General features: G+C 38.0%; 23 protein-coding genes and 1 riboswitch. Of the genes, 6 read left to right on the top strand and 17 right to left on the bottom strand.

The window, feature by feature from the left end:
* Window positions 1-62: 62 nt before the first annotated feature.
* Together LIZ98_RS08160 and LIZ98_RS08165 are read right to left on the bottom strand one after the other, a co-directional pair.
* Window positions 63-503 carry a DUF86 domain-containing protein gene (locus LIZ98_RS08160; protein WP_034772115.1) on the bottom strand — a complete coding sequence of 147 codons (441 nt, stop codon included), beginning with the start codon at window positions 501-503 and terminating at the stop codon, window positions 63-65.
* Window positions 504-588: 85 nt separating this feature from the next.
* On the bottom strand, window positions 589-864 hold the full coding sequence (locus LIZ98_RS08165; protein ID WP_041903542.1) for a YutD family protein: 276 nt from the start codon (window positions 862-864) through the stop codon (window positions 589-591).
* Between the two features lie 182 nt (window positions 865-1,046).
* Between LIZ98_RS08165 and LIZ98_RS08170 the strand changes: the two genes are divergently transcribed.
* The 6 genes from LIZ98_RS08170 (at window position 1,047) to LIZ98_RS08195 (ending at window position 7,014) form a co-directional block, all read left to right on the top strand.
* A complete protein-coding gene (locus LIZ98_RS08170) occupies window positions 1,047-2,027 on the top strand; it encodes a M23 family metallopeptidase (protein ID WP_375293574.1) in 981 nt (326 codons plus the stop codon).
* Window positions 2,028-2,320: 293 nt separating this feature from the next.
* The gene (locus tag LIZ98_RS08175; RefSeq protein WP_227091623.1) at window positions 2,321-3,520 is read left to right on the top strand and encodes an ABC transporter substrate-binding protein; all 1,200 of its coding nucleotides are present in this window, start codon (window positions 2,321-2,323) and stop codon (window positions 3,518-3,520) included.
* Between the two features lie 166 nt (window positions 3,521-3,686).
* A complete protein-coding gene (locus LIZ98_RS08180) occupies window positions 3,687-4,565 on the top strand; it encodes a branched-chain amino acid ABC transporter permease (protein ID WP_034772121.1) in 879 nt (292 codons plus the stop codon).
* Window positions 4,566-4,576: 11 nt separating this feature from the next.
* Complete coding sequence (locus tag LIZ98_RS08185) at window positions 4,577-5,536, top strand: branched-chain amino acid ABC transporter permease (RefSeq protein ID WP_176458905.1); 960 nt, start codon at window positions 4,577-4,579, stop codon at window positions 5,534-5,536.
* A complete protein-coding gene (locus tag LIZ98_RS08190; RefSeq protein WP_041846730.1) occupies window positions 5,517-6,314 on the top strand; it encodes an ABC transporter ATP-binding protein in 798 nt (265 codons plus the stop codon). Before LIZ98_RS08185 ends, LIZ98_RS08190 begins: the two co-directional genes overlap by 20 nt.
* Window positions 6,307-7,014 carry an ABC transporter ATP-binding protein gene (locus LIZ98_RS08195; protein WP_041846729.1) on the top strand — a complete coding sequence of 236 codons (708 nt, stop codon included), beginning with the start codon at window positions 6,307-6,309 and terminating at the stop codon, window positions 7,012-7,014. Before LIZ98_RS08190 ends, LIZ98_RS08195 begins: the two co-directional genes overlap by 8 nt.
* Before the next feature lie 46 nt (window positions 7,015-7,060).
* Here the strand turns inward: LIZ98_RS08195 and LIZ98_RS08200 are convergent, their stop codons facing one another.
* The 15 genes from LIZ98_RS08200 to LIZ98_RS08270 all read right to left on the bottom strand — a co-directional run bounded on the left by LIZ98_RS08200 (window position 7,061) and on the right by LIZ98_RS08270 (window position 21,992).
* On the bottom strand, window positions 7,061-7,372 hold the full coding sequence (locus tag LIZ98_RS08200; protein ID WP_227139369.1) for a CHY zinc finger protein: 312 nt from the start codon (window positions 7,370-7,372) through the stop codon (window positions 7,061-7,063).
* A 218-nt stretch (window positions 7,373-7,590) separates the two neighbouring features.
* A complete protein-coding gene (gene yunB, locus LIZ98_RS08205) occupies window positions 7,591-8,430 on the bottom strand; it encodes a sporulation protein YunB (protein ID WP_227139368.1) in 840 nt (279 codons plus the stop codon).
* A 70-nt stretch (window positions 8,431-8,500) separates the two neighbouring features.
* Window positions 8,501-8,800, bottom strand: a complete 300-nt coding sequence (locus tag LIZ98_RS08210) for a YunC family protein (protein ID WP_034772126.1) — start codon at window positions 8,798-8,800, stop codon at window positions 8,501-8,503.
* 62 nt (window positions 8,801-8,862) lie between these two features.
* Entirely contained in the window at window positions 8,863-10,248 is a 1,386-nt protein-coding gene (locus LIZ98_RS08215) for a bifunctional metallophosphatase/5'-nucleotidase (protein ID WP_227139367.1), read from the bottom strand.
* 246 nt (window positions 10,249-10,494) lie between these two features.
* Window positions 10,495-11,664, bottom strand: coding sequence for a phosphoglycerate dehydrogenase (locus tag LIZ98_RS08220; protein ID WP_041903549.1), 1,170 nt, complete (start codon window positions 11,662-11,664; stop codon window positions 10,495-10,497).
* A gap of 12 nt (window positions 11,665-11,676) precedes the next feature.
* Entirely contained in the window at window positions 11,677-12,759 is a 1,083-nt protein-coding gene (gene serC / locus LIZ98_RS08225; RefSeq protein WP_034772142.1) for a 3-phosphoserine/phosphohydroxythreonine transaminase, read from the bottom strand.
* A 266-nt stretch (window positions 12,760-13,025) separates the two neighbouring features.
* Window positions 13,026-14,423, bottom strand: coding sequence for a Fe-S cluster assembly protein SufB (sufB, locus tag LIZ98_RS08230; RefSeq protein WP_041846724.1), 1,398 nt, complete (start codon window positions 14,421-14,423; stop codon window positions 13,026-13,028).
* Window positions 14,424-14,482: 59 nt separating this feature from the next.
* A complete protein-coding gene (gene sufU, locus LIZ98_RS08235) occupies window positions 14,483-14,923 on the bottom strand; it encodes a Fe-S cluster assembly sulfur transfer protein SufU (protein ID WP_227139366.1) in 441 nt (146 codons plus the stop codon).
* Window positions 14,913-16,142: a cysteine desulfurase gene (locus LIZ98_RS08240; protein WP_227139365.1), complete on the bottom strand. Its 1,230-nt coding sequence runs from the start codon at window positions 16,140-16,142 to the stop codon at window positions 14,913-14,915. The genes sufU and LIZ98_RS08240 overlap by 11 nt, the downstream gene beginning before the upstream one ends.
* Window positions 16,142-17,452: a Fe-S cluster assembly protein SufD gene (gene sufD, locus LIZ98_RS08245; RefSeq protein ID WP_034772151.1), complete on the bottom strand. Its 1,311-nt coding sequence runs from the start codon at window positions 17,450-17,452 to the stop codon at window positions 16,142-16,144. The genes LIZ98_RS08240 and sufD overlap by 1 nt, the downstream gene beginning before the upstream one ends.
* A gap of 30 nt (window positions 17,453-17,482) precedes the next feature.
* On the bottom strand, window positions 17,483-18,262 hold the full coding sequence (gene sufC, locus LIZ98_RS08250) for a Fe-S cluster assembly ATPase SufC (RefSeq protein ID WP_041846722.1): 780 nt from the start codon (window positions 18,260-18,262) through the stop codon (window positions 17,483-17,485).
* A 333-nt stretch (window positions 18,263-18,595) separates the two neighbouring features.
* A complete protein-coding gene (locus tag LIZ98_RS08255; RefSeq protein WP_227139364.1) occupies window positions 18,596-19,447 on the bottom strand; it encodes a MetQ/NlpA family ABC transporter substrate-binding protein in 852 nt (283 codons plus the stop codon).
* Window positions 19,448-19,464: 17 nt separating this feature from the next.
* Window positions 19,465-20,133 (bottom strand): methionine ABC transporter permease, encoded by a 669-nt coding sequence (locus tag LIZ98_RS08260; protein ID WP_108898567.1) that lies wholly within the window; start codon window positions 20,131-20,133, stop codon window positions 19,465-19,467.
* Entirely contained in the window at window positions 20,126-21,151 is a 1,026-nt protein-coding gene (locus LIZ98_RS08265; RefSeq protein ID WP_227139363.1) for a methionine ABC transporter ATP-binding protein, read from the bottom strand. The genes LIZ98_RS08260 and LIZ98_RS08265 overlap by 8 nt, the downstream gene beginning before the upstream one ends.
* A gap of 144 nt (window positions 21,152-21,295) precedes the next feature.
* Window positions 21,296-21,405: riboswitch (SAM riboswitch) on the bottom strand.
* Window positions 21,406-21,662: 257 nt separating this feature from the next.
* Window positions 21,663-21,992, bottom strand: coding sequence for an SCP2 sterol-binding domain-containing protein (locus tag LIZ98_RS08270; RefSeq protein WP_034772172.1), 330 nt, complete (start codon window positions 21,990-21,992; stop codon window positions 21,663-21,665).
* Between the last annotated feature and the right edge of the window lie 148 nt (window positions 21,993-22,140).

Here is a 22,140-nt window from a genome sequence, read left to right on the forward strand (position 1 = left end):
TATGATGTTGACCGCCATGTTTGTTATGATTTTCTAATGACCAATTTTCAGCTTTCCTTTTTTCACTTACTTTTAAATGCAGATACCGGTCCCAGTTCTTTTGCTAAGTATGTTCTGACATGGGTTGGAAAATCTATAAAGGCCTGCAAGTTTTCGTTTACAAGCCGATACAGTTCTTCATGATCAATGGATGTGAAAAAGAGAACTAAACTTTTTCTAAAAGGAATTAGTTTTTTCAGCTGTTCCCCATCTTTTTCGCCAATTACCTGCTCGTCCAAAAGGATATCAATAATATCCTCATAACTTCCCGGATCACGCATAATAAAACCGTCGATAAGGCTGTTACCGACATCGATGACGGATTCTAACATCATTTGGGCCACCCGCTCCAGTGCCGCTTTTTGCACTTGGTTTTCAATCTGATCCAATTGATTAAAAATGTTGATTTGTCCTTCTAAAAAGGTAAGGGTATCTTCAATTTTTTCCCGATCGACAAAAAACATGATGGGTCATCTCCTTTTATAACAACAGCTCATTTGATTACGATCTTCTTTTATGTTGAAAGAATCAATCGTTTTAAAACTTGAATTACTTGTCCACTTTTTTTAAAACAAAATAGGGACAGCCAAAATTGCAATATTCATAAAGATATTCCGATAATGTACTAATTTTCGTATCAAAGGTTGCTTTTTGATTCTGGTCATCAAAAAAACCTTTTAGCCTTAATTGACCATATCCCCAGTCACCAACAATATAATCATAGCGACTTAGTATCTCACTGTATCGTTCACGAAAAGCTTGTTCATTAAACCCGTTTTTTCTTTCTTCCACCAATTCATAACAAAAATTGTAGATACAAACCATATGTATATCACCCTCATCTTTGACAAAGCCTATAAAATGATTATACCCCATTTTTCGTGTTCAATCACTAATATCGTTTGCTTAGAAAACACACTGTTTTTACCAAAATATATCAATCATGAATGTTCAATCGGATGCAAAAATTAGTATTATACAATTGGGAGGTGTAGTATTTGCGCAATATTATACATATAATCACAATCTGCTTTCTCCTCACCTTATTTTATCCCGGAAATGTTTTCGCTGCCGATTCGGAAAGAGAGGAATTATATCAAAGGCGAATGGTGCTTTATAAAAAGATCGAAAGCGTTACTTTTATACCTTGGTATTATTTAGCTGCCATCGATCAATATGAAAGAAATATTCGCTCAGTCCGGAAAGATTTACCGAAGCCAACCGGATTAACGGGGATTTATATTCCGGCTGAAAAGTGGTGCGGTCTTCTCAATCCGGATCAAGAAGATACGAATCCTCTAAGTATAAAAATTTTCGGCGGGATTGGTCAGGATGGTAATGGTGACGGCAAAGCGGAAAGAACAAATGATGAAGATGTTTTATATACCATGGCCAATTACTTATTGAATTTCGGAACAGATGAAGACCATATTAAAATAGGGCTTTGGGAGTATTATAAACGAGATAAAACGGTAGGAATAATAGTCAGTTTTGCAAAAATGTATCATACCTGGCAAACGTTAAATTTGGAGGAACATCACTTTCCTCTCCCGATTCGGGCAAACTTTAGTTATCGTGATACATGGGGAGATGCCAGGGGTTGGGGCGGCCGACGGATTCATGAAGGAACAGATATTTTTGCCGATTATGGCGTTAATGTTTATTCAACCTGTTACGGTGTGATCGAAATGAAAGGTTGGAATAAATATGGAGGCTGGCGACTCGGGATTCGTGATATAAACAATACGTATCATTATTTTGCCCATTTGAACGGATTTGCAAAAGATTTAAAGTTAGGCGATATGGTAAAACCGGGGCAATTAATCGGCAGTGTCGGAAGTTCCGGATATGGACCACCGGGCACAGCGGGGAAATTCCCCCCGCATCTTCACTATGGAATGTATAAAGATAACGGAAAAACCGAATGGTCTTTTGATCCATTTCCACACTTAAAACGATGGGAAAGAGAGACAAAAAACAAAAAATAATTATTTTTACAGAATATTTATATAAGACTACAGTTATCAGATACTGTAGTTTTTTTCTATTAATGGAATATTTCCTTCCTTAAAAAATATACCCACTTCAGATAAATATTTTTATTTTTAAAAAACAACTGGACGAAATGAAGTTTATGATTTACAATATCTATATATTGATATAATTATATTTTTATTCGCTCACTTCTGACAATTATCTGTTGCTAGATCTACTTGGATTAAATCTAGTAATCTAACATTATTTGTCAGAATTATCACTGAATTATAAAAGGGGGATATGTATGAAAAGTAGTATTAAGAAAATTTTGGTAGCCTCTACATTGTTTGCCGGTGTATTGGCCGGTTGTTCCGGGGGGCAAAATTCTTCCGGTGGTAATTCCGGTGGTGGTGATGCCAAAGGAGATACGATAAAAATTGGCGCAAACCTTGAGTTATCAGGAGAAGTAGCTTCCTACGGTCAATCGATTTCTGAAGGCATGGAATTAGCAATTGAAGAAATCAACGATAGCGGTGGTGTAGACGGCAAAAAAATAAAAGTGGTTAAAGTGGATAATAAATCTGACAACGCTGAGGCTGCCAGTGCTGCTACCCGCTTAACAAGCCAAGAAAATGTACTGGCTATTATCGGCGCGGCAACCAGTGGGAATACGATTGCACAAGCACAAATCGCAAATGATACGAAAACAATCTTGTTATCACCATCCGGAACGGCTCCAAATGTTACTGAAAATGAAGATGGTTCCATTAATGAGTATGTGTTCCGTACGTCTTATATTGATCCGTTCCAAGGTACGGTAGCTGCAAACTTTGCCGCAAAGGAATTAAGTGTAAAAACGGCTGCTATTTATAGTGACAGTGCCAGTGACTATGCAAAGGGTCTGGCTGCCGCATTTAAAGAAACATTCCAGAAGGCCGGCGGAAAAATCGTTGCCGAGGAATCTTATGTAGCCGGTGATACAGATTTCCGTTCAACTTTAACTCGGATTAAATCTGCCAATCCGGAATTCGTATTTATTCCCGGCTATTATGAAGAAGTTGGATTAATTGTTAAACAAGCCCGTGAATCAGGTGTGACTGTGCCGTTAATGGGCGCTGATGGTTGGGATTCACCGACACTTGTTGATTTGGCCGGTAAAGATGCGTTAAACAATACATTTATTACCAACCACTATTCAGCTCAAGATCCGGATACAAAGATCCAGGAATTCGTAACAAAATTTAAAGAAAAATATAAAGATAAATCACCTGACGCATTTAACGCATTAGGTTATGATTCTGTTTATCTATTAGTGGATGCAATTAAACGTGCAGGAAGCTTAGATCGGGAAGCCGTTAAGGATGCGTTGGCAGAAACAAAAGACATTTCACTTGTAACTGGTGTTGTTACGATTGATAAAAAGCATAATCCGATAAAATCTGCAACCATTTTGGAATATGTGGACGGAGAGCAAAAATTTAAAGCAAAAGTTGATCCGGAATAATGGTGAGGCGACTTTTCACGCACAGCAAAATGGGAGGTCTTTTCCTCCCTTTTTCCAGTTAAGCTAACAAGCACTTAAAATATAGGGAGTGCAGCTTAATAACTGCAACTTCAACTTTGACCTTTTTCCGTTTAAGCCAACATGACTTATATAGGGAGTGAACATAATGGAATGGATACAGCAGATTGTTAACGGCATATCACTCGGTAGTATTTACGCATTGATTGCTCTCGGTTATACGATGGTATATGGAATTATTAAATTAATTAACTTTGCTCATGGCGATGTATTCATGATTGGCTCATTTGTCGGCTTTTTCGCAATTACCGGCTGGAACCTCGGTTTCTTTCCCGCCTTATTATTATCGATGACGGTTTGTGCAATTCTCGGGGTTATTATCGAGCGGGTTGCTTATAAACGGTTAAGAAACTCAACTAGAATTGCCGCCTTAATTACCGCAATCGGTGTTTCTTTGTTGATTGAATACGTAGTCATCTACTTCCGTGGAGCCCAACCGGAAGCTTATCCGAAAGAAATTTTGCCTGCTAAATCATTTGAACTGTTTGGAGCGAAAATCGACAGTCAATCGCTTTATATATTACTAATTACAATTGTCCTAATGGTTCTCCTTCAATTTATTGTTCATCGTACCAAAATCGGCAAAGCTATGCGAGCAGTGAGTCATGATCAAGATGCTGCCCAGCTTATGGGAATAAATGTAGATACAACCATTTCCGCAACATTTGCCATCGGTTCTGCCTTGGCCGGTGCCGCCGGAGTCATATTCGGACTATATTATATTAAAATTGATCCTTTAATGGGGATTATCCCGGGATTAAAAGCTTTTATCGCAGCTGTATTGGGTGGAATCGGGATTATTCCCGGCGCCATGGTCGGCGGTTTCATCCTTGGAATTGTGGAAGTTATCGTCAGTGCCTTTGGTTTTTCCTCATGGCGAGACGCCGCAGCTTTCATTATCCTAATCCTGATTCTCATTTTTAGACCATCCGGCATCTTTGGAAAAAATACGCGGGAGAAAGTGTAGGTGAAATGGATATGAAAAAGAGTAAAAGCTTTTTTCTCATGTTTGGGCTTGCGGTTGTGATCTATGCCGTTATTCAATTTTTATTATATAACGGAATATTAAACCCATTTTATGAAAATACATTGATTACCATATTAATTAATATTATGCTGGCAGTCAGCCTCCATCTGGTCATCGGGATTACCGGTCAGTTTTCCATCGGTCATGCCGGATTTTTGGCGATTGGCGCTTATATTGCCGCTATATTTACGATGAAATTACAAATGCCGTTTATTGTGGCTCTCATTGCGGCAGGTCTTGCAGCAGCCATTGCCGGACTGATTGTCGGTATTCCCAGCCTGCGTTTACGAGGAGACTACTTGGCCATCGCCACATTAGGTTTTGCTGAAATTATTCGCATTGTCTTCTTGAACTGGGATTTTGTCGGTGGTGCCCGAGGAATGATGATTACCCGGATGACAGATTGGACCATCGCCTTTATTTGTACCATTCTCACCATACTTGTGATTGCCAATTTTACGAATTCCCGACACGGACGAGCTTGTATTTCCATCCGCGAAGATGAAATAGCCGCTGATGCAATGGGAATTAATACGACATACTATAAAGTCATTGCCTTTGTACTCGGTTCCTTTTTTGCCGGTATTGCAGGCGGATTGTATTCCCATAATTTTTATATTATCCAGCCGGGTAACTTCGGGTTTCTTAAGTCCTTTGATATTTTAATTTTTGTTGTTTTAGGTGGTCTAGGCAGTATGTCCGGTGCTGTCATTTCCGCAATTTTATTAACCATTATTTCAACATTTTTACAAGAATATTCAGAAACAAGGATGATTATTTACAGCCTTGTCCTAATTATTGTAATGTTATACCGACCACAAGGGTTAATGGGGACAAAAGAAATTACCCAACTTTTTCAAAAGAAAAAGAGTTTCAAAGGGGGCAAACAATATGGTCACTTCGAAAGCTGAGCCTCTTCTCGATGTTCAAAATCTCGGTATCCGTTTTGGCGGTTTGAAAGCTGTATCTGACTTCAATATGACCATTAACCAAGGAGAATTGTTAGGTTTAATCGGTCCGAACGGTGCCGGAAAGACGACAATTTTCAACCTGTTAACAGGCGTCTATGCCCCAACAGAGGGTCAAATTATTTTTACCGGTAAAAAAATTAGTGGACTTCCGCCTTTTAAAGTAACAAGAAAAGGAATTAGTCGTACGTTCCAAAATATCCGTTTGTTTAAAGAATTATCCGTTTTGGACAATGTAAAGATTGCCTATCATCCTTTGGCGACACATAGTATTTTCAGTTCCATATTGCGCCTTCCTTCCCATTTTACAAATGAAAAGGAAATGGATGAAAAAGCAATTGAATTTTTAAAAATTTTCGGACTTGATCATTTAAAAGATGAAAAAGCAAAAAATCTTCCTTACGGGGGGCAGAGACGATTGGAAATTGCCCGGGCACTGGCCGCTGATCCTAAGTTGTTATTATTGGATGAACCTGCAGCCGGAATGAACCCGCAGGAAACGAAAGAATTGATGGAACTTATTGCTTTTATCCGAGAAAAATTTAATTTAACGATTCTGCTTATTGAGCACGACATGAAACTGGTTATGGGAATTTGTGAAAGAATTTTTGTACTCGACCACGGTCAATTAATTGCCCAAGGGTTACCTGAAGAAATTCGTAAACATCCAAAGGTTATTGAAGCATATTTAGGTGAAGAGGTTGGTGAAGACCATGCTTAAAGTGGAAGGGATTGATGTTTTTTACGGCAATATTCAAGCGTTGAAAAATGTTTCGTTAACCGTGGAAGAAAAAGAAATTGTAACTCTAATCGGGGCAAATGGAGCAGGAAAAACAACGCTTTTAAAAACATTATCCGGATTATTGCGACCAACTGCCGGAACAATACATTATTTAGGTGAATCCATTCGTGTAAAACCCGTTCAATCGATTGTGAAAGCCGGGATTTCCCATGTTCCCGAGGGGCGAAGAGTTTTTGCCAATATGACTGTGGAGGAAAATCTTGACCTCGGCGCTTATTTTCGGAAGGATAAAAAGGGAATAAAACAAGATTTGGACAAGGTATTTTCGCTATTTCCAATATTGCATGAACGGCGGAACCAATTATCCGGAACTTTATCCGGCGGGGAACAGCAAATGCTGGCAATCGGTCGTGCACTTATGGCAAAACCAAAATTACTGTTGCTGGATGAACCGTCCATGGGCTTGGCTCCACTTTTAGTAAAACAAATTTTCAACATTATCCAAGAAATTAATAAGGACGGAACGACAATTTTGCTTGTGGAACAGAATGCACATATGGCCCTTTCCATCGCGAACCGGGCTTATGTTATCGAAACCGGTTCCGTTGTTTTATCCGGGAATGCATCAGAAATGCAAAACAGCGAAAAAGTAAAAGAAGCCTACTTGGGCGGAATATAAATAAATGGCTTGGACCGGGGAAGTTTTTTCCTCGGTCCTTTATCGTCTACATTTCAAAATAAAGATGATAATGTAGCGCACATTTCTCGTTAAAGGGATGATGACAAGATGGACAGGCAGGAGAATCTAAATACGCCCGGATCGTTAGTTCTTCTTTGCAATGCCCGCAAAGAACGGCTTTTGTTCCGAACTCCTCTCTTTTCCATCTTTCACATACATGATCGGTAAATTCGTTATGGCACCGGTAACACGGATAATATTGATTGCAACATTTGAATTTGATGGCAATAATATCTTTTTCTGAATGATAGTGAGTACATCTCGTTTCGCCATCTACTAAAGCCCCGTAAACTTCCATTTTGGACTCTCCTTTGAACGGTCAGTGAGGACAATGCCGTTTTAAGAACTATAGCGAATATGCCAATGGATACTGTTATTATATCAAATGAAAAATAAATATGTAAACAATTAATGAGATAAGTTAACACTTTTGACTACTCGCTATATTTGGGGACTTATTATTTTTACCGATTAAAAAATTTCATGTCTTTGGTTATTTGAAACGACAAGGTATCTTTATTCCTTTTTATCCTTTTTTTCCTTCTCCTCAGGCAACACAATCGAAGGTGTCAGTTGTCCGCCGCCGCTATTATAAAACTGCGGGACATCACCTTTCATTTCACCTGAAGCTAATAGTACATTTCGCTCAATCATTTTCATTTCCGATGTAAATGGTACAAGCATTTGGATGCCGACTTTAATATGGAGGCGGATTTCAAACCATGTACTATTAATTTGATGTTCTTTTGTCGTTGTCTCAATATTCGTTTCAATATCACCGATGGCTTTAAATTGAACCGGAATATCAGGTCCTAAATTTGCCAATAAAATATGATCTGTAATTCTACCAAAAGGAACCTTAAATTGAATCCCACCCGCAGCACTTGGTTCAACTTCTTTAATTTCCCCATCTGTCGCAACGGCCGGCGAAAACCCATCCATATGCTCCATTGAATTAATATTTTTTAAAATTTGATTTGTGATCCGATTTGCTGTATCTTCTATTTTTCCCATATTAAAAGAAGTTAATGTTGAATTGCCGTACGGATCTACTTTAATAATGTCATTTAAATCGAGTCCGTTATCAATTTCTTGCCTGATTGATTTATTTATAATATATGTAGCCAAATTGATTGATTGTGATTCTGCGTACGCCATAAGTGTTGGCTTTAAGGCACTGTTGACTATCCATAATCCCAGTGATGTTGATAATAGAAAAAAGACAAAGGATAGTAAAACAACATAGCGAAACGGGAGTGGTTTCGGTTTTATCGGTTTATAAGGTTTATATACTTTATATGGCCTAAATGTTCGAAAAAACAGAGAACGTCGTGGATATCGGCGAAATTTTACCAATAATAAATCCCCCCTTACAAATTATACTTATGCTTGTGAAGGGGGATTTAACGCTTATTTTTAAAATATTTTACATGAATAGTAGTGCTTCCTTCCCAATCATTCCCTTTTTAATTCCCCGGCTTTCCGCTTCCTCTGTTACAGATTCCAGTGGCGCATTTAACAATTCATCAATCGTTTTAACACCAACTGCTCTGGCGGCGATGATTTTCCGATCCTTTAAACGATTATTAAGCAAGTGAACATCTAAAGCACCACACATAATATAACCTTTCTCACTTGTGACAACCAATAATGTTGTTTTTGGCAACTTTACGACAACCGCAATAAAAGTCCGATTTTCTATTGTTAAAGGTTTGATATCAATCATTTTATTCGCCCCTTTCCATATTACATTATGAAAATAGGGACGATATGTGCAGATATAACCGGTTAGTATTCGCTCTTTACCGGATAATTACACTTTAGTTTCCATCTGAGCAGGTCTCTTAAAAATTCCGGTAAGTAATATTTTTTTTCAGCCCGGGTAATTTCCGGATAAAAGCGGGCAAATGTAAACATATCCAATGTGGCAACCGTATAATTTCGCTCCATTTGAAGTTCTTCACCATTAATTTGGATTTTTATCGCTGATCCTTGACCGCTGATTTCAATTTGATCATAAATGATTTTCCCAAAAATACTCCCGCGAAAACCAAATCCTTTAATTTCTAAAGTTGTATATTTATCATCTACCGTTTGGACGATGACTTCTTTTAATTCAGCACCGGTTAATCGCACAGTACACGGGTTAATCGGATGCGGACAGATCCGATGAATATCATAATCGGTCACTATGCCCGGACCTAAATGATCTAACAGAACACCTGCATTAAGAAAGGAACAATCTGCCTCACACCATTCTGTTAAGGACGCACATAACAATTGATTCAATTCTGTATGATGAAACCAGTCTGTTTCCAGTTGTTTTGGTAAATAGGCAACCGGACTAGACAGAAGTTCCTTTCCTTCTTCAATCAATCTTTGGTCAAAATCTTCTTCCTGATCTTCTTTATCCAAATTTCTTGACGGGATTAGTTCAGCCCTTTTTTTGATCGTTTTCTTTTCATGATTTAGCAATAATTCTACTTTACCTAAGTTTAGGCCAAATTTACCGGTACAACATAACAAACAACCATTAACCCATTTCCCTTCAGACAAAATATGATGAGTATGCGCACCTAAAATAACATCGACTTGTGGAAATTGTTCGGCAATCCTTTCATCATCAGACAGACCTAAATGGGATAGTATGATTAAAACATCCACTTTTTCCCGCACAATCGGAATCCACTTTTCCAACTCTGCAAATGGATTCGTTACCACCCAGTCCAGTGGTTCATAAAAATTAGTAAAGTTAATCGTTACACCAATGACACCGATTTTCGTTTTCTGCAAGGTTTCATAAATGGTATATGGTTTCGCCCAATGTGGTCTGTTTCCTTCATTATTATATAAGTTGGCGACGATGCAATCAAATTGTGCTTCATCATAAAGGTGGAGTAAATCTTGATGTGATAAGGTAATGCCTTCATTATTGCCAATGGTAACAGCATGAAAACCAACCTCATTGAGCAGGCGAACATTCCCTTTCCCTAAAGTTGCTTCTGTAAATGGGTGGAACCGGTCTAAGTGGTCACCGATATCAAATAAAAACATTGATTCATGCAACTCTTTATGGATTTTCTTTTGCTTTAATAGTTTTTGGCGGATTCTTGGCCAATATTGAAAATGACTGTGTAAGTCATTCGTATGATAAATTATAATCTTTTCATTCATCTTATGTCCCTCAATGTTTAGCATTTTTTGAGGCTGAAAGAGGCCTGCTCTTACTTAAATTCTATCATTTTAGTATGTGAATATCCACCTCGTACATGTTTAGGTAATTTGTATCATACAAAAAAGAGAAGAGAATTTCCAATTTACCGTTCGCATTCCCTTCCCTGCCGAAAACATATCCATTAAAAGCAATGATAAATTTATCTTTGTTTTTGCACCCTGCCGAAAAACCTATTCAAATTACAATTAAACAATCCTCACTTTTATCACACCATTTATTCGGCTAATATTCACCGTTAGTTCATTCCGTACTTCGCTTGGAATACCATTATCAATATCAATCATCGTATAGGCAAATGCTCCTTTACTGCCATTAACCATATTTGCAATATTGATCGAATGATTAGCAAGATAACTCGTAATTTGACCGACCATATTCGGTATGTTTTTATGAATAATCGAAAGTCTCTTATTCCCGACATACGGCATGCTGATGTTTGGGAAATTAACAGAGTTTTGAATATTGCCGGTTTCTAAATATTCCTTAATTTGGTTGGCAGCCATATAGGCACAATTTTCTTCGGCTTCCGTCGTTGAAGCACCTAAATGAGGAAGTGCGACAACATTTTTCATTTGTAAAATTCTTTCTGTCGGAAAATCGGTTATATAGCCGGCGATTTTCCTTTCTTGAAGAGCGATCTCCAAGTCGTCTTCGTTTACTAACTCACCCCGGGAAAAATTAAAAATATGCACATGATTTTGCATGATTTCGAAAGCATTTTGGTTAAGCATCCCTTTTGTTTCTGATGTCAAAGGTACATGGATGGTAATGTAGTCACATGATTGGAAAATTTCATTGACACTTTCCGCTCTCTTTATATTTCGCGATAATTGCCAAGCAGCATTAACCGAAATGAACGGGTCATAAACCATAACCTCCATTCCTAATGCATGTGCATCATTAGCAACAAGCACGCCAACTTTTCCAACACCAATCACACCAAGTTTCTTCCCGGAAATCTCCGTTCCTACAAATTGCTTTTTCCCGTTTTCAACAAGCTTTGGAACATTTTCTCTCTCACCAATTAATGATTTCGTCCAGCTAACAGCTTCCACTAAATGCCTGGAAGTTGCTATTAAACTCATAAGTAATAATTCTTTCACCGCATTTGCATTGGCACCGGGCGTATTAAAGACCACTATCCCTTCCTCTGTCAAACGATCAACAGGAATATTATTTACACCGGCACCTGCCCGGGCAATTGCCTTGACAGATTCGGGAATCACTTCTTCATGTAAGTTATAGCTACGTAATAAAATGGCATCCGGATAATCACTTGCATTTATTTCATAGTTATCGGTAAAAACATCAAGACCTCTTTTGGCAATTGAATTATATGTGCGGATGGAATACATGCTTTCAACCCCTTAAATATGTTTTCTCTCAAATTCATTCATGAAATCGACTAACGCCTTGACACCTTCAATTGGCATCGCGTTGTAGATGCTCGCACGCATTCCCCCTACGGAACGGTGACCTTTTAATTGATGTAATCCTTCTTGTTCAGCTTCTTTTACAAATAATTTATTCAGTTCATCGGAATCCGTCATAAACGGAATATTCATTAATGAACGGTCTTCTCTTTTCACGTTTGAATAAAATAATTTGGAATCTTCTATTGCCTTATATAGAAGATTGGCTTTTTCTTTGTTTCTTTCTTCTATGGCTGCGACTCCACCTTGTTCTTTTAACCATTCCATCAAAAGCATTGTTATATAAATTGCAAAAGTTGGTGGTGTATTATATAAGGAATTATTTTTCGTATATGTTTCATAATTGAGCATGGTTGGAATATCTGCTTTCGCATGTCCAATCAAGTCTTCACGAATGATGACAATGGTCAACCCCGATATACCTAAATTTTTCTGAGCACCGGCATAGATTAAACCGAATTTTGACACATCCCATTGTTCTGATAATATATTCGATGATGCATCAGCTACCAAAGGAACATGACCGGTATTTGGAAATTTTGTAAACCGAGTACCCTCAATTGTGTTATTTGTTGTAATATGCACATAGTCTGTTTGTTCATTAATTTGTTGTAAATCTAGCTCCGGAATGTATGTGAAATTCTGATCATCAGAGGAAGCCAAAATTTTTGCTTCTCCGATTTTTTTCGCCTCAGAAAGGGCTTTTTTTGACCATGACCCCGTATTCACATAGTAGGCATGTCCGCCGTCCTTTAATAAATTTAACGGAACCATAGAAAATTGTAATGATGCTCCCCCTTGAATAAACAGCACCCGGTATGTTTCAGGTATTTCCATTAATTCCCTGATTAGTTCTTCTGTCCGCTCAATAATTTTTTTGAAATCAGAAGAACGATGGCTCATTTCCATTACGGACATACCCTTCTCTTGATAGGACAATAATTCTTCCTGAGCCCGTTCAAGAACTGATACCGGTAGTTGTGCAGGACCCGCTGAAAAATTGTATACTCTTCCCACGTATAATTTCTCCTTTTCTCTGACAAAAATAATAATTTGATAAAATATAGTATAACATAAAAATTGATAATACAATTATAAAACCAATAATTTATTTAATTAATATATTATCATTTTAATACGAAAAAGGATATGGGAAATAAAGAATTTTTTGCGTTTTCCTGTTGACGCTGGTGAATTAGAGGGGGGCACTGGTGAATCGCAAAAAAGCATCCGGCCAAGTAAAACAATACTTAGTCGAATGCTTCTTTCATTTATAAATCCAATTACCCAATACTGCCTTCCATCTCGAATTTGATCAATCGATTCATTTCAACGGCATATTCCATTGGCAGTTCTTTGGTAAATGGTTCAATAAAGCCCATAACAATCATTTCTGTCGCTTCTTCTTCAGAAATTCCTCTACTCATCAAGTAGAATAATTGGTCTTCAGACACTTTCGACACTTTTGCTTCGTGTTCCAAAGAGATGTTATCGTTTAAGATTTCGTTGTATGGAATCGTATCAGAAGTTGATTGATTATCCATAATAATTGTGTCACATTCAATATTGGCTTTGGCACCATCTGCTTTACGGCCGAAGTGCACTTGACCACGATAGGTTACATTTCCACCGAGTCTTGAGATGGATTTTGAAACAATCGTGGAAGAAGTATTTGGTGCTAAATGATACATTTTTGCCCCGGCATCTTGGCGTTGACCCTTACTTGCAAATGCAATGGAAAGTGTCATACCTCGTGCACCTTCACCTTTTAATAACACGGAAGGATACTTCATAGTCAACTTCGAACCGATATTGCCGTCAATCCATTCCATTGTTGCCCGTTCTTCACAAACTGCCCGTTTTGTTACTAAGTTATAAACGTTATTTGCCCAGTTTTGAATCGTTGTATAACGGCAATATGCGTCTTTTTTAATAATAATTTCTACAACGGCACTGTGAAGCGAGTTTGTTGTGTAAACAGGTGCTGTACATCCTTCTACGTAATGGACGGAAGCCCCTTCATCAACAATGATTAACGTACGTTCAAATTGACCCATGTTTTCCGAATTAATCCGGAAGTAGGCTTGCAGCGGTGTATCTACTTTTACACCTGGTGGAACATAAATAAACGAACCTCCCGACCAAACGGCAGAGTTTAAAGCTGCAAATTTGTTATCTGTATAAGGGACGACTGTTCCGAAATATTTACGGAAAATATCTTCGTTTTCTCTTAATGCTGAATCGGTATCTTTGAAGATAATTCCCATTTTCTCCAAATCTTCCTTCATATTATGGTACACAACTTCAGACTCATATTGGGCGGACACCCCCGCTAAATATTTTTGTTCTGCCTCAGGGATACCCAATTTATCAAAGGTCCGCTTGATTTCTTCCGGTACTTCATCCCAAGTACGACCTTGTTTTTCGGACGGTTTGACATAGTAAGTAATTTCATCAAAATTCAATTCGGATAAATCTCCACCCCATTGTGGCATTGGTCTTGCATAAAAATGTTCCAATGCTTTCAATCGGAACTCAAGCATCCATTCCGGCTCATTTTTCATTTTTGAAATCTCTTCAACGACTTTCCGTGTCAATCCTCGTTCTGTTCGGAAAACAGAAACGTCTTTATCGCGGAATCCATATTTGTAATCGCCAATCTCAGGCGCTTTTTTTGCCATTCTTCCTTCCTCCATTCGTCCGATAATTTCGTTGTGCTTCCTACGAAAATTTTTGCCTCTTATTCATTAGTCGAAAGTAATCCTTTTTCCATTGCTTTCCAGGCAAGTGTCGCACATTTAATTCGTGCCGGAAATTTGGAAATACCATGTAATGCTTCGATATCACCTAAATCCAACTGTTCATCATCATAGTCTTTTCCTTGGACCATTAATGAAAAAATACGGGATAATTTAAGGGCGGTATTGATATCTTTTCCTTTTATAAGCTGAGTCATCATTGAGGCAGAAGCCATGGAGATGGAACAACCTTCTCCTTCAAATTTTACATCTTCAATAATGCCGTCCTTTTCTTTCATTGTTAAGCGAATACGATCACCACATGTCGGATTATTCATGTCAATCGTTACATTTCCATCCGGTAAAACCCCTTTATTCCGAGGCTTTTTATAGTGATCCATAATCACACGGCGGTATAACGCGTCTAATTGTTCAAAAGACATCACTGAAAAACTCCTTTGCTTTGACGAGCCCCATAGCCAACCGATCCACATCTTCTTTTGTATTATATAAATAAAAGCTTGCCCGTGCAGTCGCCGTTACATTCAACCATTTCATTAACGGTTGAGCACAATGATGTCCCGCCCGAACGGCAATTCCTTCTGTATCAAGGACTGTCGCAACATCATGGGGATGAACACCATCAATGTTAAATGTTACAACTCCGGCACGTTTACTTATTTCTTTTGGACCATAAATCGCCAACCCGTCGATTTCGGATAATTTATCGATCGCATATTCGGCAAGTTGATGTTCGTGGTTTTGAATCTCATTCATTCCAATGGACTCTAAGTAATCAATTGCTGCCCCCAGACCAATCGCACCGGCAATAGTCGGGGTGCCGCCTTCAAATTTCCACGGTAATTCCTTCCATGTTGAATCATACAATTCAACAAAATCAATCATTTCTCCGCCGAACTCGACCGGTTCCATTTGTTCCAATAAATGTTCTTTTCCATATAATACACCGATTCCCGTCGGACCGCACATTTTATGCCCGGAAAAAGCATAAAAATCACAATCCAAATCTTGGACATCTACTTTTAAATGAGGTGTACTTTGGGCACCATCCACGACAACAACGGCCCCTTTACTATGGGCGATTTCAACAATTTCCTTAATCGGATTTATTGTACCCAAAACATTGGAGACATAGGTAATGGCGACGATTTTTGTCTTTTCCGAAATGGTATGACGAACCTCTTCTAAAGAAAGCGTACCATCTTCTTGAAGCGGAAAATATTTTAGCGTAGCTCCCGTCTTTTTGGCCACTTGCTGCCAAGGGATGAGATTGCTGTGATGTTCCATATAAGTGAGCACAATCTCATCACCTTCTTTCACATTTTCCCGTCCGAAACTAGTTGCCACAAGGTTGATGGATGTTGTCGTACCTCTCGTAAAGATGACTTCCTTCGTTGACTTCGCATTTATGAAATTTTTTACCTTTTCCCGTGCACCTTCGTAAGCATCCGTCGCTTTTGTTCCAAGTGTATGAACCCCTCTGTGAACATTGGAATTATATTCGCGATAATATTGATTTAATGTTTCAATCACCGATACCGGCTTTTGCGAAGTAGCCGCACTGTCCAGATAGACAAGGGGATGATTATTGACATTTTGGTGCAAAATCGGAAAATCTTTACGAATTCGTTCGATATCCATCATTTTACTTTCCTTTCAATAACTTCTGTTAACTGTTTTTTTACCCCTTCAACCGGCAATTGGTTGACAACAGGTGCCAAGAAGCCGTATATAATCAATCGTTCTGCTTCGGCTTTCGAAATGCCACGGCTCATTAAATAATAAAGTTGAGTCGGATCAACCCTGCCGACCGAAGCAGCATGACCTGCCATAACATCATCTTCATCAATTAACAAAATCGGATTTGCGTCTCCGCGTGCTTTATCACTTAGCATAAGGACACGCGTCTCTTGTTCGGCGTTGGATTTTGAAGCGCCATGTTCAATTTTGCCAATTCCATTAAACACTGTGGTGGCATTATCTTTAACCACACCATGTTTTAAAATGAATCCTTCCGTACCTTTTCCATGATGGATAACTCTTGTTGTAAAGTTTTGAATTTGTTTCCCACGACCAACAACAACTGTTTTTGTGTCAGCAAAGGAACCGTCACCATGTAAATTGGTCGTATTATCAGAAATCGTATTCCCGTCATTCATTAATCCTAAAGCCCATTCGATTCGAGCATCCCGCCAAGCATAACCGCGTCGGTTGACATAGGTGGTGACTCCTTTTGCCAACGTATCAACTGCACCAAATTTTACATTGGCATTATCCTGTGCAATCACTTCTGTAATGATATTGGCAATGCCCTCCAATTCATCATTTAATGAAAAATAATTTTCCACATAGGTTACTGCACTATTTTTATCCGCAACAATTAACACATGGTTAATCAGTGGGGCATCCGCATTATCATGGACAAAAATGGTTTGGATCGGCTCATTGATTTGAACGTTTTGCGGAATATAAAGAAATGCTCCGCCGTTTACTAAAGCCGTATGGAAAGCAGTTAACCGATTTTCGTCAACTTTCACAGCATTCGTCATAAAATATTTCTGAACAAGATCTCCATGTTCCTTAACTGCGGTTAATAGATCAGTAAAAATAACCCCTTTTTGTTTCAATTCGTCCGATAAAGAAACAAAACCGGCCGTTTGGTTATGTTGAACATAAAGATTTTTTACACCACCTTCAACATTAATCAACGACTTCACTTGTTCAGGAAGATCATCGACATTCGTATAGACAGAGCTTGCCTGAGCGTGTTGTTGAAAGTGAGTAAAATTCCATTTATCGATTTTTGTCCGGTCCGGATTAGGCAACGGTAATACGTCAATTTTTTCCAATGCAGCGAGACGTAAATTTTTAAACCAATCAGGCTCGTTATTTTGTACAGAAAATGATTCAATCAGGGCTTGATCGAATGGATATTGTACTTGTGTAGTCATGTTTATCCTCCTAACTATGGCAATTCTTTATTATCCGACTTCTATTTCGTCCTCGATACCAAGCTCTTTTTTAATCCAGTCATAACCTTCTGCTTCCAGACGTTGAGCTAATTCAGGGCCGCCTGATTTAACAATTCTTCCTTGTATCATCACATGCACGAAGTCAGGAGTAATATAGTTCAACAAACGTTGGTAGTGTGTAATAATTAAGCAACTAAAGTCATTGCTGCGCATCGCATTAATCCCTTTTGATACAACTTTTAGCGCATCAATATCAAGACCGGAGTCAATTTCATCCAAAATGGCAATACTTGGTTCAAGCATCATTAATTGAAGAATTTCGTTACGCTTTTTCTCCCCGCCTGAAAACCCTTCATTTAAATAACGTTGAGCCATATTTAAATCCATTTCTAAATACTCCATTGTTTTATCTAGTTTTTTTATAAATTGCATTAACGGAATTTCATTACCTTCTTCGCGTTTTGCATTAATCGCTGAACGTAAAAAGTCTGCATTTGTCACCCCGCTAATTTCACTTGGGTATTGCATTGCTAAGAATAAGCCTGCTTTTGCTCGTTCATCGACTTCCATTTCAAGAACATCTTTTCCATCCATTGTAACAGTACCGCTTGTAATTTCATATTTAGGATGGCCCATAATGGCTGAAGCTAACGTTGATTTACCTGCACCGTTCGGCCCCATGACCGCATGAAATTCACCGGGTTTTATTTCTAAATCAAGTCCTTTGATAATCTCTTTATCTTCAATTGCTACATGTAAATCTTTAATGACTAATGTTGATCCTGCCATTTTGCTAACCTCCATTTATATATAAGATGTTATTCTCAATTTATTATCATTCTAATTTTATAGCAAATTCAAATTAGAATCAACTGATTGAGTACTTATTGTATATATAAATTTATTATATACCTTTTTACAGATAATGAGAATCAATTGGGATAAATGATAAGGGGATTTTCGTGGGGATTTATTAAGAAAGGACCGGAAAACATTCCGACCCTCTCATTTTATACCCAATATTTTCAATTTACAAACGATGAACCAATTGCTCACTTTACATTTAGTTTCTGTCCAAATTATTTGTACTTATACCTAATCAAAAGTTTATTTGATTCCTTTTTATTCCCCGTCGACCGGAACGACAGAACCGCCCCATTCATCAAGTATAAATTGTTGAATTTCATCAGAGTGCAATACATCTACCAAAGCTTTAATTTCTTCTCTGTTTTCATCACCTTTTCTTACTGCAATGACATTTACATAAGGAGATTCACTGTCTTCAATTGCAATACTGTCTTTAACCGGATTTAATCCAGCATCAAGCGCATAGTTGGAATTGATAACGACCAGATCACCTTCACCGTTATTATAAATTGTCGGTAGCATATCCGGTGCATAGTCATATTCGAATTTCAAGTTTTTCGGATTGCTCGCAATATCATCAAGGGTTGCTTCTGTTTTATCAATTCCATCCTTTAATGTAATTAATCCTTTTGCTTCAAACAATGTAAGGATACGACCATGATCAGGAACATTGCTGCTCATTATGACAGTAGCCCCATCTTTAACCTCATCTAATGATTTATATTTTTTGGAATAGATTCCAATTGGTTCAATATGAATCCCGCCTGCATTGACGAAATCATAGTTAAATTCTTTATTTTGTGCTTCTAAGTAAGGAATATGTTGGAAAAAGTTTGCATCCAGATCTTTATCTTTTAATGCCGGATTAATTAATTCATACTTACTGAATGTTTTAATTTTCAAATCAATCCCTTGTTTAGCTAAAATCGGCTTTGCTTTTTCCAAAATTACCGCATGTGGTTCGTTCGTTGCACCAATGACTAATGTTTTTGTATCCTTTCCACTGTCTCCGTCACTTTCACCGGCTGTTTTGTCATTATTCCCTCCGCAAGCTGCCAGAGTGAAAACAAGAATTGTACTGAACAATAATGTAAGTAATTTTTTCATTTTGGTTTCCCCCTCATTTATCTTTTATCAATTTTTTTTGTTATTATATCTCCAATAAATTGGATGATAAATACGATAATTAAGATTAATAGTGTTGCAAATAAAGTTACATCATTTTGATTACGAGAAAATCCATCTAAATAGGCATAATCACCTAAGCCGCCAGCTCCGATGACACCGGCTATCGCAGTGTAACCGACTAACGCAATCGCTGTAACTGTAATTCCGGAGATAATCGCAGGCATTGATTCCGGAAGCAATACTTTAAAAATAATGGTACTTGTCTTGGCCCCCATCGCTTTTGCAGCTTCAATGACTCCTTTATCAATTTCCCTTAAGCCAATTTCAACCATTCTTGCATAAAATGGTGCGGAACCAATGATTAAAGCCGGTAATGCCGCTTCCATACCGATCATGGTGCCTACTAATACCCTCGTGAACGGAATAAGTAAAACAATCAATATAACAAACGGAATGGACCGAAAGATGTTGATAACTGCTGAGATGATCCAATTAATGAATTTATTTTGCCATAAATTTCCTTCTGATGTTAAAAACAGTAATAATCCTAAAATAATACCGATAATGAAAATCCAAACAAGAGAGATCCCGGTCATATATAAAGTTTCAACCGTCTTTTCCCAGGCTTTTTCCCAATCAACATTCGGGAAGAGTGTTTCAATCATTTTGTACCACCTCCACCCCGACTTGATTTTTGTTTAGGAAGTCGATTGCCGCCTCAATATCACTCGGATTTCCTTCAATACGGATAAATAAAGTTCCATAGGCACCGTTTCTTGTTTGTGATACTTTTCCTTGCAAAATATTAACAGTAACCGGCAGCTCTCTTATTAATCGTGTAATTATCGCTTGTTCAGCTACATCACCGATAAACGATAATTTTGCAATTTTCCCGTCCGGATATTTCTCTAATAAATGGTCAATTGTCTCTTTCGTTTCTTCCGGTTCTGTCACCTGACCAATAAAGCGTTTTGTAATTTCTTCTTTTGGATGTCGGAATATATCAAGAACAGGTGCAATTTCAACAATTTTTCCACTGTCCATGACGGCCACACGATGACAGATTTTTCGAATGACATGCATTTCATGGGTAATTAAAATAATCGTTAAACCTAATTTCCTGTTAATATCCACAAGCAGATCAAGAATTGCGTCCGTCGTTTGCGGGTCAAGTGCTGATGTTGCTTCATCACATAATAATACTTTTGGATTATTAGCGAGTGCCCGGGCAATGCCGACCCTTTGTTTTTGACCGCCGCTTAGTTGGGATGGGTAAGCATCTTCTCTACCCTCTAAGCCGACAAGTTTAATTAAATTCTCTACCCGTTTTTCCCTTAAAGCCTTTGGAACACCTGCAATTTCCAGTGGGAATGATATATTACCGCGTACCGTTCTCGACCAGAGAAGATTGAAATGTTGGAAAATCATACCAATTTCTCGACGGGCCAAGCGTAATTCTTTCCCGCGAATATTTGTAATATCTTTATCGGCAATGGTGAGTGAACCTTCCGTAGGTGTTTCCAGTCCATTGAACATACGGATCAATGTGCTTTTCCCGGCACCGCTATAACCGATGATTCCAAAGATTTCTCCCTCATCTATCGTAAAATTCACATGATTTACAGCCGTTAATGGCCCGGATTTGGTTGTGAAAACTTTCGTGATATTTTGTACATTGATCATTTCACACCCTCCTTCAGTCTAAACTTCTCCTTTTTGTAGGAAATGATCAAAATGTGAGACGAATTATTTTATTTCTTGTTTAAAAATAAAAGCCTTCCTACACTGATAAGTAGAAAGGCACGCGAATATAATCGAATGTCCTTTCTCTTATCTCTCAAAGTCTTTAAACTTTGTGTGAATTGGCACCATTTCAATAAAAAATTGACGGTTGCCGGGCTTCATCGGGCACATCCCTCCACCTCTCTTGATAAGAGTTAGACGCTAGTATTTATTTTATTTAATATAAGATTCATATTATCATTAAAAAATAGTTGAGTCAATAAAGATTTTTTTATATACTAATGAAAAATTTCCAACTAAATTTTTTCGGTAACCCCAAAACTCGGTACTTGCGGTGTTCATTTTTTTGAAATACGGGCTTTTTCGGTGATATCCACCAATAATAGATGTATTTATCCAAGAGTCTCACCCGTTCTAGCCGTTAATTCCCGCGAACCCGATGATTGATTCCTTATCCTTCTACCCGTTGGAGCCAGAAAAATGATTCAAGCAAAAGCATTGTTCGGTAATTACATTCAATTTGAACATGACGTAACTTTATTGCTTCTTGCAGCCGTATTTTTCCATCAAGGATAGATTGAATCATCTTTTCCTCTCCTGACAACTCACAATCTATTTCACCATTATATTCCTTTATGAATTCAACCTTGTCTTTAGAAAAAATGAGATAACAAGCGTCTTTTCGGTTCCGAATCAGAACAGTGACCGGTTCGTTCGGAACTAAAATTCGAACAACCGGTTGATGATTGATCCTCTTTAGAAAATTATCGACAGCCACCATACTGAGATACCCCCGAGCAATATTGAGCCGAGTACCGTTTTGTAGCAATGTTACGTTCATAATCAGGCTCTATTTATATTAATTCTCTATATGGTGAACTACCCTCCACTTACCACCCTTGCGGGTCGCTTGAAGTGGGGGCTTCTCG

Origin of the sequence: Caldibacillus sp. 210928-DFI.2.18 (assembly GCF_020554505.1) — a bacterium.
Taxonomy (GTDB): domain Bacteria; phylum Bacillota; class Bacilli; order Bacillales; family Caldibacillaceae; genus Caldifermentibacillus; species Caldifermentibacillus hisashii.

Coding starts and splice junctions, on each gene's coding strand:
- LIZ98_RS08160 (WP_034772115.1), bottom strand. CDS start 503: ATGTTTTTTGTCGATCGGGAAAAAATTGAAGATACCCTTACCTTTTTA.
- LIZ98_RS08165 (WP_041903542.1), bottom strand. CDS start 864: ATGGTTTGTATCTACAATTTTTGTTATGAATTGGTGGAAGAAAGAAAA.
- LIZ98_RS08175 (WP_227091623.1), top strand. CDS start 2,321: ATGAAAAGTAGTATTAAGAAAATTTTGGTAGCCTCTACATTGTTTGCC.
- LIZ98_RS08180 (WP_034772121.1), top strand. CDS start 3,687: ATGGAATGGATACAGCAGATTGTTAACGGCATATCACTCGGTAGTATT.
- LIZ98_RS08185 (WP_176458905.1), top strand. CDS start 4,577: ATGAAAAAGAGTAAAAGCTTTTTTCTCATGTTTGGGCTTGCGGTTGTG.
- LIZ98_RS08190 (WP_041846730.1), top strand. CDS start 5,517: ATGGTCACTTCGAAAGCTGAGCCTCTTCTCGATGTTCAAAATCTCGGT.
- LIZ98_RS08195 (WP_041846729.1), top strand. CDS start 6,307: ATGCTTAAAGTGGAAGGGATTGATGTTTTTTACGGCAATATTCAAGCG.
- LIZ98_RS08200 (WP_227139369.1), bottom strand. CDS start 7,372: ATGGAAGTTTACGGGGCTTTAGTAGATGGCGAAACGAGATGTACTCAC.
- LIZ98_RS08210 (WP_034772126.1), bottom strand. CDS start 8,800: ATGATTGATATCAAACCTTTAACAATAGAAAATCGGACTTTTATTGCG.
- LIZ98_RS08215 (WP_227139367.1), bottom strand. CDS start 10,248: ATGAATGAAAAGATTATAATTTATCATACGAATGACTTACACAGTCAT.
- LIZ98_RS08220 (WP_041903549.1), bottom strand. CDS start 11,664: ATGTATTCCATCCGCACATATAATTCAATTGCCAAAAGAGGTCTTGAT.
- sufB (WP_041846724.1), bottom strand. CDS start 14,423: ATGGCAAAAAAAGCGCCTGAGATTGGCGATTACAAATATGGATTCCGC.
- sufU (WP_227139366.1), bottom strand. CDS start 14,923: ATGTCTTTTGAACAATTAGACGCGTTATACCGCCGTGTGATTATGGAT.
- LIZ98_RS08240 (WP_227139365.1), bottom strand. CDS start 16,142: ATGGATATCGAACGAATTCGTAAAGATTTTCCGATTTTGCACCAAAAT.
- sufD (WP_034772151.1), bottom strand. CDS start 17,452: ATGACTACACAAGTACAATATCCATTCGATCAAGCCCTGATTGAATCA.
- sufC (WP_041846722.1), bottom strand. CDS start 18,262: ATGGCAGGATCAACATTAGTCATTAAAGATTTACATGTAGCAATTGAA.
- LIZ98_RS08255 (WP_227139364.1), bottom strand. CDS start 19,447: ATGAAAAAATTACTTACATTATTGTTCAGTACAATTCTTGTTTTCACT.
- LIZ98_RS08260 (WP_108898567.1), bottom strand. CDS start 20,133: ATGATTGAAACACTCTTCCCGAATGTTGATTGGGAAAAAGCCTGGGAA.
- LIZ98_RS08265 (WP_227139363.1), bottom strand. CDS start 21,151: ATGATCAATGTACAAAATATCACGAAAGTTTTCACAACCAAATCCGGG.
- LIZ98_RS08270 (WP_034772172.1), bottom strand. CDS start 21,992: ATGGTGGCTGTCGATAATTTTCTAAAGAGGATCAATCATCAACCGGTT.